Raw genomic sequence first — 12637 nt, forward strand, 5'->3', positions numbered from 1 at the left:
TTTTTAAGATGAACCTCAAGAATTTGAACGGTTTGATGGAGCATTCTTCTAGCAACTTATTCAAAAAGACAAATATCTTTTAGGATATTTGTCTTTTAATGGTATGAATCTTATTTTTCTTTCCGTTTACCACGCAAGAGCAAAGCCAAAGCAAAAACTGCTAAAAGTGCACCGAGTATGGTCAACCCGTATGCAACAACTTCACCAGTTGATGGGAGAATTTTTTTCTTTCCTTCTCTTGGTGTGGTTGGAGTTTCTGGTTTTTCCGGTGTGCTTGGAGGCGTTGTAGGAGGTGTTGTTGGTGGAGTGGTCGGTGGTGTCGTTGGCGGTGTACTTGGCGGTGTACTTGGTGGTGTACTTGGTGGAGTGGTCGGAGGTGTTGTTGGTGGCCTATGACGGTTGGTTACCGTGAAACCATCAATAGTTGTTGTATAGTCAACTACTGGATCCTCTGTAATGGTGTAAGTAATCTTCTTACCTTCCTTGTATACGGGTAGATCCGTAAAGCTTGCCTGCCAATTATCAGTAGCTGTGATTTCTTTTACAGCCACTTCTTGACCATCCGCAAGGAGACGAACTGTGATTTTTTCAGGACGAAGACCCTCTTTGTTGTCTGCGTCATCCCAGATCTTCTTAACCGCTACTTCCGTTACTTCTGGCGTGCGGCTATTAGTGATCACTACATTTCCCTTGTTACTGTCATCAACCGTACTAGTATAGCCTTTGACTGTTCCAACTTCTTTCACTTGGTACTGAATCTCTTTGCCTTTCGCTTTTAGAGGCAAATTGCTAAAGGTATGAGTCCAGTTATTTTTAGCAGAAAGTTCCACTTCTTTTCCTTGAGCTTTGTCGTCTGCATAAAGCTGTACCTTAATGATGTTTGGACGTTTCCCATCTTGGTCATTGTTGTCTTCCCAACGTTTTGTAACAGTGACGCTGGTTTTACCTGGCTTGTAGCTATTGGTAATAGTTGTTCCATCAATCGCAGCAGAGTAATTGGCTACTGTGTCTTCTGTGACTGTGTAGAGAATTTGTTTACCGTGATTGTATTTTGGAAGATTGGTAAAGACTGTCTTCCAATCAGTCGCTGCACTTAGCTCTTGGCTAGCTACTTCTGTACCATCTGCAAGGAGACGAACAGTGACCTTGTCAGGACGAACACCATCTTGATTATCATTATCTTTCCAGATCTTCGTTACTGGAATTTCAACAACTTCTGGTGTACGAGTGTTGGTAATATTGGTTCCTTCGATAGTTATTTCATAGCCTTCAACAGGTTCTTCTGAAACAGTGTAGGCAATGACATTACCAGCATCATCGACCACATCGAGATTATCAAACTGATAAGCCCAGGTTCCTGCAGCATCTGGTTTCACTTCTTTGGAAGCGACTTTGACACCATTTGCTAGGAGATTGACGGTGATTTTTGATGGACGCTTGCCATCTTGGTTATCATTATCATTCCATGTCTTTTGACCAGCAACGCTTGTTTTTTCTTTTTGGTTTACGACATCACGAGAAATCGCGAGGTCATTTCCAAAATCATCCTTGCTGATCTTGATAGGTTTTTCAGAGAGCACATATCCTGTCGGAGCTTGAATTTCTTTAACCGTATAAGCTTGCTTGATCAAACCCGTAATGGTGCCAACACCATTCTCATCTGTCGTAATGGTTCCAACTTGCTCACCTGTATCATCTGCTGTCACAGCAAAGACGGCACCTGCAAGCGCTTGACCATTTTCACCTTTTTTATGAATAGTGAAGGAATATTTCTCACCATTAAAATCTCCATCAAGGAATTGATACAGAATGTCTGCAACCTTATTTTGCTCCTTGATTTCTGTAGCTGTCATGCTAGCATTGTTTTTAAAGGATTTATTGATGGCTGGGACCTTGTCCAAATAAACATCATAACGAATCGTCATTCCTTGTTCTGGAGCTAGATCTCCGATATGAACCGTTAGAGATTGACCATCGGCACTGACAACAGGGGAATAATTTTTAGTGACATTTGTGGTATCTCGTAAATGATAGGCACCATCTTCGTTATCGATCTGCCAAGTTCCAGTATGGATGTTGACAGAATCTGCTTTGATTTTTCCATCTGTAAAGGCCAATTGGTCCTTAATATCAATATTATGAAGGGCAGTGTGACCTTGATTGATGTTCAAGGTATAGGTCAATTTTAATTTATTATCTGAGTTGGTCCAACCCCATTTGCTAAAGACTTCTGGAGTTGGAGGATACTCCCCTGGATTGACCCCTTTGTAATCGACCTTTCCACCTGAAATGGTCTTATTATCAACCGTCAGAGTGAAATCGAGCGTCTTTTGTCCTTTGACAACTTGATGGTCTACACGCGCAAAGAAACGCAGTTTCCCTGTCACATTGGCCATTCTTTCAGGATAATCCGTATAGGTTACAGTAATGACTTTTCTTTGATCATCTACCGTTGCTGTCGCAACTTTTTGACCACTTGGATCCAGCAGGTCGATGGTGTCCGTTTCAAAGACCTTAAAGTCATCTCCAAGTTGGATAACGGTCTGATCTCCCTTTTTTACACGTCCATTCGGCAACACAAAGTTTGCTTCAACTTGAAAACTCTCCCAAACACCGAGTGGATCTGTAATCGCTCCACCAGTTGATTTCGATATGTTTACAGATGTCACAACATCATTGATCGTATCTGCATGGACTTTAGCTGGACTATTGGGTTTGGCAAATCCTAAAGCCGCTAGTAAAAATAGGGCAACTGTTGTCACAACAGAATAGAGCCACTTTTTCATAAACGATTTTTCTCCTTTTTCTACGTTTACTAGATAAGGTATGTGAGTCGAAAAATTATCACTACATATTGTGATTTTATACACAACCCATCTTTTTTCATTATAATCGATTTACTTTGAGAAGACAAGCTAATATATATGCTTTTTGTATTTTAAGTACATTTTTTTGATACAAAGAAAAATAGAGAGTGGGACAGAAATAGGTAATTCGTTAGAATTCGATTTCGTCGTCCCACCTCCGCACAGTTGAGTAGGGCTGTAAAAGCTGATGAAATCAGCGTAGTAGAGCCCACTCAACCACTGCGTCTTGCTCGACAATCCAAAGACAATTGAGAGGCTAGGACTTTTGTCCCAGCCTCTTGGTTTTTTGCTTATAAGGGAACTCCGAATACCTCTAGGGACTTGAGTTCAGAAGGATGGAGTCTCCGCCATTCTCCCAATTGAAGAGTGGGATCTAGCCTTAGAGGACCCATCGAGATCCGCTCTAAATCCACTACTTCCTTGCCACAGGCAGCAACCATGCGCTTGACCTGATGGAATTTTCCTTCTGCAATTTCAATTTCGACATAGGAACTGGCGCTTGTCTCATCCACCTCTAAGATCTGCAATCTCGCAGGCAAAGTCGTGAAATCTTTGAGGGCAATGCCTGCTTCAAAACGGGCCACATCTGCCTCATCCATGATCCCAGCCACCTGGGCACGGTAGACCTTCGACACATGCTTCTTCGGTGAAAGCATGGCATGGGCAAGCTTCCCATTATTGGTCAAAAGGAGCAAGCCATGGGTATCGATATCTAGGCGCCCGACAGGAAAGACTTCCTTGTGACGGGCTGTCTCATCCAGTAGATCCAAGACAGTTTGGTGATGGTCATCCTCAGTCGCTGAGATGACTCCAGCTGGTTTATTAAGCAGATAATACACAAAGGTTTCATGGACCAGATTTTCCCCCATAAAGGTCACCTGATCCTTGTCTGGATCAATCTGTAGCTTCCCTGCTGTCTCTTTTTTTCCATTCACTGCGATTTTCTTTTGCTTGAGAAGCAGCTTGACCTCGGTCCTACTCCCCACGCCACAATCCACTAAAAATTTATCTAGCCGCATGATTACTTCCCGCTCTTTCGCACAATCCAAAGGCCAAAAAAGGAAATCAGGATCATGAGGATACCAGAAAATCCAAAAATAAAGGCTGGAGCAGATGAGATAGTCCCTAATAGACTAAGGACAAAGGTCGTTGCGATCGAACCTGTACTACATCCCAAAACCGCAATGGATGTTGCATGGCTCAAGACCCCTGCTGGCATCTTATCTGATAAGACATTGTAAACTGTTGTAAGAGCTACACTGTAGGCGAAGCCAGAAGCGATGGTTACAAGGGCAAGAATCAAGAGATTTGGAGAGACGCCGATCAACAGTTGGGCCACACCAAAAGCTACACCCGAAACCAATAATAAACGATCGCGGAAGAGCTGGGTCAAGGGCGAGAAGGCCAAACCTGCCAAGATCCCAACAAATTGCATGGCTGCTAAAATAATCCCAGCAGTTTGGGCAGTACCATGCCCTACTTGCTCGACCACACTTGGAATCCGAACGGTGATCATAACATTGGACAAGACGATAGCTGCCGCAACGACTGCTAAGCCGAGCGCTGTCCACCATTGACTAGCTGTCATCTGATCATTCCGATGTTTCTCCTCTACACCAACTGTTTTCGAACCATAAGGGACAAATAAGAGATACAAGAGCAAGATTGGAATACTGATACCGTAGACGAGAAAGGCAGCCTGCCAGCCAAAGCGAATCAAAAGGCTGACTCCAAAGGTTAAAACGGCCGTCCCAACAACCTCTGCAGAACCACGAATGCCAAGGGTTTGGACACGTTCTTTTCCTTTATAGCGCTCACTGATAATGGCAATGGCAGAAACATTGAGCAAGCCAACCGCCATCCCGAAAATAATCCGAGACAAAAAGACAACCGGATAAGCTGGACTGATTAAGGGAATAAAGCCACATAGAGCGTAAGCGACTAGGCCTATCACAATCATCTGACGCTCTGAAAATAGTCGCCCAATCCATTTATTGAAGATGAGTGAAACCATGATCCCTGCAGAAGGAAGCGAGACCAAGAGCTCAATCATGCTGTGAGGAATCCCCTTGTAATAGGCAAACATGGCCGACTGCGCACTCGAAATCGAAAACGAGGTCGTCAAAATAAATGAAAGCGCGAGAATACTCACTTTCTCCATGATTCTTTTCATTATTTTTTCCTTTAAACTAATCTTTTTTTCACACTCCTCCTATAATAACACGAGCTAGTGACAGGACGCAATAGATTGAATTAAAAAAACGAAATGATTTCTCCATCATTTCGTTCGTGCTAGTAATTGTGAGGCGAAGACTCCTGTTAGGAGCATCAAAGCACCAATCCAGACAAAGAGCAGATGATTGGAAGGAGCTAGTGGCGTCACCAACTGGATGAAGAAAGAAGAGACGGCTGATCCGAGATTGCAGCCAATCAAGACAAGCGAGGTCGCAAGATTCAGGAGATTAGTCGGAATTTTTTCAGATAAGTGATAGAAGATACTGGTGACCCCCGTACTGTAGGTAAATCCTGCCAAGAGGGTTCCTAGAACCAGGCTCCACAGCTGTCCAGACAAGCCAATCAAGGCTAAAGCTAGACCGAAACCAAAGCACATGATCATGAGCAAGTTCTTTTTGAAAACATGTGTCAAACTAGCAAATCCCACTCCCGCTACAATCCCTGTCAATTGCATCAGACTTAGGACTGTTCCAGCTGTTGTCGCCGTTCCCATACGAGCGTCAACAATGATATCCGGCACGCGCAGGCTAATGATGGAATTGAAACAAATGATGATACCAGCAATCACAGCTAGCATCAGACTAAAACGCCATTGAGGGGAGCGAAGGCGTGCGAAACCTTTCTTTTTCTCCTTCAAGCTAGCCTGTTTTTTCCCCTTAGGATAGGGGACAAAAAGGATATAGAGGAGTAAAATCAAGTAACCACCTCCATATACAGCAAAGATCGCTGGCCAGCCTAGGGGTAAGAGTTGTCCAACAATAAAAGTCAAGATGGCAGAGCCCACCACTTCAGCAGACCCCCGATAGCCCAGCATCCGAGTCTTGTCATTTCCTGAGTAGCGCTCACTGATAATCGAAATAGCCTTGGCATTGATCATTCCTGTCCCCAAACCAAAAACCAAACGACTAAGAAAGATGAGAGGATAGTCCTGCACGACCAAAGGCACAAGGCCACTAGTTGAAAAGAGCAAGAGCCCTGCGACAATCATCTGGCGCTCACTCATCCATCGCTCGATCAGGCTATTTAAAAAGAGCATGACCACAACCGCAAAGGCCGGCAGGGAAACCAAGAGTTCCACCTGGCCTGCTGAATATCCGAATTGGCTAAAATAGGCCTTCATAGCTGGCAAACCGGCTGTAATTGAAAAGGATGAGATCAGCATGAGCGACAAACTCAAGAGACTGATTCTTTCCATTGTTTTTTTCATTTTTTTATTTCCTACACTTTACTGGTAACATTTGATTTTACTAGTTTTTTCAGAAAAGATTCAAACTAGTATTTTCAATAGAATCCTAGTATAATCAATTTAGAAATAGAAAAACAGGACATTTGTCCTATTTTAGGAGATTGAGATGAAAAAAATTTCCCCATCTACAAGACTCAAGGAAATCATCACAGACTACCAATTGGACCAGATCTTTCCGGGCGACTGCCTCAGCCAACTGGACCTCGTTCTCTACCAGGCTGGAGATTATATCTGCCGCCAAGGCTCTGAGCAAGATGTCATTCCTTATTTTCTCAAAGGCCGGCTCAAGATTATCCACAGTCTTGAGAATGGCAGCGACACCATCCTTGAAATCCAAGAAAAACCTGGACTCTTAGGAGAGATTGAGCTCCTGCTCGATCGGGTCTGTATCTCATCAGTCATTGCAGACCAAGACTCGCTAGTCGTCCAGCTCCCAGCCCTGCACTTTAAGAAGCGCCTCCTGCTTGATCCAACCTTTTTGCGCTCTACGGCCAAGACCTTGGCTGAGAAATTACACCAGATCAACTATTTGGCTCCTGCCAACTTTCATTATTCGGTCAAGGAACGCCTCGCCTCGCATTTTCTGGAGCATTGCGATGAAAATGGGACCCTCAAGCCCAAGATGAATCAGCTGGCCCTGCGTTTTGGGATCAGCTACCGCCACCTTAGCCGTGTCATCAAGCAGATGATCGAAGAGGGCTTAGTCCAAAGAGAAGGGCGAGTCTATACGATTTTAGATGCAAAAAGGATGAATGATTTGTCCATCAAACATGCGGAAACCGTCGACAGATAACTTTAATTTTAGGCTCTTTTGTGTTATCATGGAGGGTAGAAAGAAAGTGAGAGTAAAACGATGAAAGCAATTGAAAAAGTTACAAGAGCATCCCATTTGATTGATATGGATGACATTATCCGCGAAGGAAATCCAACACTTCGAGCTGTTGCAGAAGACGTGACCTTCCCTTTGTCTGATCAGGAAATTATCCTGGGTGAAAAAATGATGCAATTCTTGCACCATTCTCAAGACCCTGTTATGGCTGAAAAACTTGGCCTCCGTGGAGGAGTGGGGCTCGCTGCCCCTCAGCTGGATATCTCTAAACGAATCATCGCTGTTTTGGTTCCCAATCCAGAAGATGCCGATGGAAACCCACCAAAAGAAGCCTATAGCCTTCAAGAAGTCATGTACAATCCAAAGGTTGTCGCCCATTCTGTTCAAGATGCGGCTCTTGGCGACGGGGAAGGCTGTCTCTCTGTAGACCGCAACGTCCCAGGCTATGTGGTTCGCCATGCCCGCGTGACAGTTGAGTATTTCACAAAAGATGGGGAAAAGAAACGCATCAAACTCAAGGGATACAACTCCATCGTCGTTCAACATGAAATCGACCACACCAACGGTATCATGTTCTATGACCGCATCAACCCAAACAACCCATTTGAAATCAAAGAAGGACTCTTGATTTTAGAATAGCGCAAATGACAAAAAAGTAAGGTAGTAGTGAATCATCACTACTACCTTACTTTTTTTACGAGACTGCGTCTACCGATTTCTGTTTCTCGGCACAGTGGTTGATTGACGGCACTCGAACCTTTCGGTTCTTCGTCCAGTCTAATCAACTGTGTGGGGGCAGGACTACGAAATCGAGACTGCGTCTACCGATTTCTGTCTCTTGGCGCAGTGGTTGATTGGAACTACTCCTACCTGCGGTACTCGTACTTCCTAATCAACTGTGCGGGGGTACTAAAAAGGTCCTGCGGACCTTTTTTGCCCGAGCATTAAAACCGAAAAGCGAGGTAGAAATCAAACTCTTCGAGTTACTGATTTCTGTTTCTCGGCACAGTGGTTGATTGACGGCACTCGAACCTTTCGGTTCTTCGTCCAGTCTAATCAACTGTGTGGGGGCAGGACTACGAAATCGAGACTGCGTCTACCGATTTCTGTCCTGCTCCCTATATTGCCCAATCTCCGTTGCGGAAGACTGGGACGCGGGTGCCGTCTTCTCGGATGCCGTCGATATCCATTTGGCTTGAGCCGATCATGAAGTCGACGTGGACATCTGAGCGGTTGAGGCCGGCTACTTCGAGTTCTTCTTCTGTGAACTCTGCGCCACCTTCTACGCTGGTTGCATAGGCTGCTCCGATGGCCAAGTGGTTAGAGGCATTTTCGTCAAAGAGAGTGTTAAAGAAGGTAATGCCTGATTGTGAAATTGGGCTTGGATCTGGTACGAGGGCACATTCACCCAAGGCACGCGCTCCCTTGTTTTTGAAGACCAAGTCTTTCATAACTTGATCGCCTTTTTCAGCTGTGATATCCACAATTTCTCCATTTTCAAAGGTCACTTTGATGCCTTCGATGATGTTCCCATTGTAGCTAAGCGGTTTTGTAGAAGTTACATAACCTTCTGCGCGGCGGAAGTCAGGAGCTGTGAAGACCTCTTCTGTCGGCATGTTTGGCAAGAAGCTTTCACCTTGGGCATTGATGGCTCCGGCAGATTCCCAGACGTGGTTCTTCGGCAAGCCAAGAGTCAAATCTGTACCAGGCGCTGTGTAGTGAAGGGCTGAGAATTGTTCCTTATTCAGTGTATCTGCCTTGCTCTTGAGAATAGCAGCATGCTCTTCCCAAGCCTTGACTGGATCTTCTTCGTACACCCGGCAAGTCTTGAAGATTTGATCCCACAGGAGATCCACTGCTTCTTCATCGCTCGCCGCATTTGGGAAGACCTTTTTCGCCCATTCTAAACCTGCTGCTGCAGCAACGGTCCAGCTGACCTTGTTGGATTGAGTTGCGATGCGCATTGGTTTCATGGCCATGCCCAAAGCCTTGGCAGAGGCAGAAAGCTTCTCTGCATCAACACCATTTAAGGCACCTGGATCAGACGAGCGCACACCCAAGCGACTAGCCTTGTGGTCTAAGAGGTAGTTCATTTCCGCGATCTTGTAGTCAGGCACGTTGTCCAAGCGATCCATCGGTGCATGGAGGAATTTTTCCCGGGTAGTAAAATCATCTGCCCATTGGACAATCACTTCGTGCGCCCCCAATGCATAGGCTTCCTTCACAATCAAGTGGGCCAATTCTCTTTGTTCCACATCAATGTTCAAGACCAAGGTATGGCCAGGTTGCACGTTGATGCCGTTCGCCACCAACAATTTAGCGTATTTTTTGAGGTTTTCTTTAAAATTTGGTAAAACCATTGCTTTCTCCTTCATAAGTGAATAATCTTCTCCTAGTATACCATAAGTCCATGCAAAAAGGATTCCGCTCCTGCAGAATCCTTTTTCTTGTTCCTTCTAGCTTAAGGAAGAACATAGCCTTGATCATCCACGGTATGGGGTTGCTCTGAACTGCTATTCTCTCTCAAAGCTTCCAAATCTTGATCCAAAATGGAATTGTAGTCTGTACTACCTTCACGGGTTACCCGAGTTGATACTTGGCGCAAGAGTTTTTCATTGAGATTGCGAACCCAGCGACCATTACTATGGTCATTGGCACGCATATAATTTCCTTTCACAATCTCTCCATAAAGGGCTTCATTGACCTGGTAACCTTGCTTACGCAATCCTAACAGACCGATCTCAACGATCTCATCTGGGCTGTAGTCTTCAAAATCAAATGTAGTCGGGATCCGGCTTTGCAGACCTGAATTGACCTGCAAGAAGTCGTGCATCTCTTTTGTGTAACCAGCAAAGATAATAACGATATCGCGGCGGTGGTCCTCCATAAATTTGAGGACTTCGTCCAAGGCTTCTTTCCCAAAATCGTCATTTAAACCGGTATAGAGCGTATAGGCCTCATCGATAAAGAGGACTCCCCCCAGTGCACTTTCTAGGACTTCGCGCGTCTTCAAAGCTGTTTGACCTTGGTAGCCTCCAACCAGATTGCTCCGCGAAACTTCGATGAATTTCTTCTGTTTGATAACCCCTTTTTGGAAGAGGATATTGCCCAAAATGCGGGCCACGGTAGTCTTCCCTGTACCAGGATTTCCAAGAAAGAGAGAGTGCAAGGTCGTGTCTTCGACGATGCCACCTTGTTCAGCCCGTTTTTGGTTGAACTCAGCCATGGCTACGAATTGTTCGACTTGCTCTTTCACCTTGGCAATTCCAACCAAACGGTTGAGGGCAGCCATCCCATCTTCTTCCTTGTCGGCTCCTGCTTGATACTTACCTTGGTTAAGGACAGCATCGATATCGCTATTGAGGATGGTCTCAATATCGTCAGAACCTTGGGCCACCACCCGATCCGCCATGGTCTTGGTCAATTGCTCATCCAGATTACGGATCCAGCGTCCATTGCTCTTATCTAGCGAGCCATCATAAGCCCGCTTAACATGCCGCGCATAGTAATCCCGGTCTTCGAGTTTGTAGTCCCCTTTGCTTAGGATCATTTCACCTAGTTGGACAATCTCATCTCCTGTGAAATCTTCAAAGATGAAATTATTTGGTACCCGAGAACGAAGGCCTGGATTGGTCTTTAAGAACTCCTCCATTTCCTTGGTATAGCCGGCAAAGATAATCATGATGTCGTCACGATTGTCCTCCATAAATTTGAGGATGGTATTGATCGCCTCGATCCCAAAGTCCGCACCGCTGTCCTTTTTATCCAAGCTATAGGCTTCATCAATAAAGAGAATGCCTCCTCGCGCTTTTTCAAGCAGGGCTTGGGTCTGTTCAGCCGTTCCTCCAATATTCGAAGAAATCAGATCGGACTCCGTTGCTTCCACGAAACGGAATTCTTCCCCTGAGAGGACACCCGCATCAAAGAGCACTTGTCCCAACAGACGGGCCACAGTGGTTTTCCCTGTACCAGGATTTCCCATAAAGGCAGCATGCAAGGTTTGCTTTTCAGGTGCCTTGCCACTAGCGATTCGTTTCTTGTTAAATTCCACCATGTTGATCATTTTCTTGATCTCATGTTTGACTTTTTCAAGACCAATCAGGCTATTGAGTTCTTGAAGAGCATCTTGTTTCTTCTCTGGACCAGAGTCTCTTGCGGTGGTTGGAGCCACCGTTGCATCCGTCGTCTGTCCCGTAGGAACGACTTGCGCATTGCCCTTGGCCACTTCTCTGCCAACAAGATAGTCACAGTCATCCTCGATTTCCTTGGTCAGATCACGCGCATCGCCTTGCCTATAGGTCACGGTGCCCACCTTCGCAAAGGCTCCACCTTGAAGCCGTATATTAGGATCCGCAATCTTATGACAAATCATATGCTCAGCCATCAGCACACCATCATCAAAAACTCCAAACGAAATGGTTTGGGCATTCTCATTCAAGAAGGTCGTTTCTCCAGTCAGGGAAGCAAAGGACTCTTCATAGACGCATAAAAATTCTGAAAATGTAGCCTGGTGAGCTCGGATCATACTATTGAATGCATTGAGAGAGGTGATACGATCGGAATCCGAATTGAATTGAACATTATTGTCAAGACAGACTCCAGTTCCAGTAGGCAACTCAATTTTACAGTTTTCAGACTCCCAGATGACATTCCTCAACCAAACTGGTGGAAAGTCCTTTTCCAGATCCCCGCCTGTAATCGTTGAATTTTTTGCGATCACTTCTGAGTCCTTGGCATGGATCGTATTATTCCCAAATTTTTCAATATGGACATTTTCTAAGGTCAATTTAGATCCTTCTGACAGATCTATCTTAGAAAAAATCGTTGAATTTTGAATGGACAGTTCTGATGCTGACATTCCGATGACACTTTGGTGTTTTTCCGGAACCTTCATCCCAACTCCATCCAATGTCATTTTCGAATGCGTATCCATATAGATAAAAAATTCACTATTTGTCGGAGTGGTAATTTCAAAATAGACCTGTTTACAAGTGATAGCTGACTCATTCCATAAGGTCAAGGCAGTATAGTTCCCACCAACTTTAAACCACAGATCTTCAAATGTCACCTGAGCTCCCTCTACAAATCGGAAAGAAGCCTCAATCGTGTTGTTAAACATGCGCCCATTACCATTTGGATTTGGAACTACATGCCCCACAAAATGAAGGCTCTTGTTGATCACAATTACCTCATCTGTCGGCCATTGAAACACATACCCATTTTCAAACTCGATGGTATCTCCATCCTGCGCTTTTTCAAGCGCATCCATAAAGTTCCAACTATTGTTGTAAGGCCCTACTAAATATCTTGCCACGCGCTTCTCCTTTGTTTCATCTTTTCTGTTTCCTTGTTATAAACACTTGTTACTAAAAATTGTAACACAATCCAGTACCAAAGAAAACACTTATCAGATCTGAAAGGACTGAAAAACCTCTATTTTCAAAAGGAAAATAGAGGCTG

General features: G+C 44.8%; 8 protein-coding genes. 2 read left to right on the plus strand and 6 right to left on the minus strand.

Going from position 1 to position 12637, the window contains the following annotated elements; genetic code table 11:
- Positions 1–110 precede the first annotated feature (110 nt).
- The 4 genes from O3605_RS03380 to O3605_RS03395 form a co-directional block, all read right to left on the minus strand.
- On the minus strand, positions 111–2786 hold the full coding sequence (locus O3605_RS03380; protein ID WP_371585264.1) for a Cna B-type domain-containing protein: 2676 nt from the start codon (positions 2784–2786) through the stop codon (positions 111–113).
- Positions 2787–3157: 371 nt separating this feature from the next.
- A complete protein-coding gene (locus O3605_RS03385; protein WP_371585265.1) occupies positions 3158–3886 on the minus strand; it encodes a pseudouridine synthase in 729 nt (242 codons plus the stop codon).
- 2 nt (positions 3887–3888) lie between these two features.
- Positions 3889–5040 (minus strand): MFS transporter, encoded by a 1152-nt coding sequence (locus tag O3605_RS03390; RefSeq protein WP_371585266.1) that lies wholly within the window; start codon positions 5038–5040, stop codon positions 3889–3891.
- 105 nt (positions 5041–5145) lie between these two features.
- Positions 5146–6309 carry an MFS transporter gene (locus tag O3605_RS03395; protein WP_371585267.1) on the minus strand — a complete coding sequence of 388 codons (1164 nt, stop codon included), beginning with the start codon at positions 6307–6309 and terminating at the stop codon, positions 5146–5148.
- A 145-nt stretch (positions 6310–6454) separates the two neighbouring features.
- Between O3605_RS03395 and O3605_RS03400 the strand changes: the two genes are divergently transcribed.
- Both O3605_RS03400 and def read left to right on the plus strand, forming a co-directional pair.
- On the plus strand, positions 6455–7141 hold the full coding sequence (locus O3605_RS03400) for a cyclic nucleotide-binding domain-containing protein (RefSeq protein ID WP_347112348.1): 687 nt from the start codon (positions 6455–6457) through the stop codon (positions 7139–7141).
- A gap of 60 nt (positions 7142–7201) precedes the next feature.
- Complete coding sequence (gene def, locus O3605_RS03405; protein ID WP_003004253.1) at positions 7202–7816, plus strand: peptide deformylase; 615 nt, start codon at positions 7202–7204, stop codon at positions 7814–7816.
- 479 nt (positions 7817–8295) lie between these two features.
- On the opposite strand, the gene O3605_RS03410 is transcribed toward def, so the two are convergent.
- Positions 8296–9537, minus strand: a complete 1242-nt coding sequence (locus O3605_RS03410; RefSeq protein WP_070505354.1) for an aminopeptidase — start codon at positions 9535–9537, stop codon at positions 8296–8298.
- A gap of 101 nt (positions 9538–9638) precedes the next feature.
- Positions 9639–12491: an AAA family ATPase gene (locus O3605_RS03415; RefSeq protein ID WP_347112347.1), complete on the minus strand. Its 2853-nt coding sequence runs from the start codon at positions 12489–12491 to the stop codon at positions 9639–9641.
- Positions 12492–12637 lie beyond the last annotated feature (146 nt).

Source organism: Streptococcus sp. 27098_8_99 (assembly GCF_041431935.1).
Lineage (GTDB): Bacteria > Bacillota > Bacilli > Lactobacillales > Streptococcaceae > Streptococcus > Streptococcus parasanguinis_D.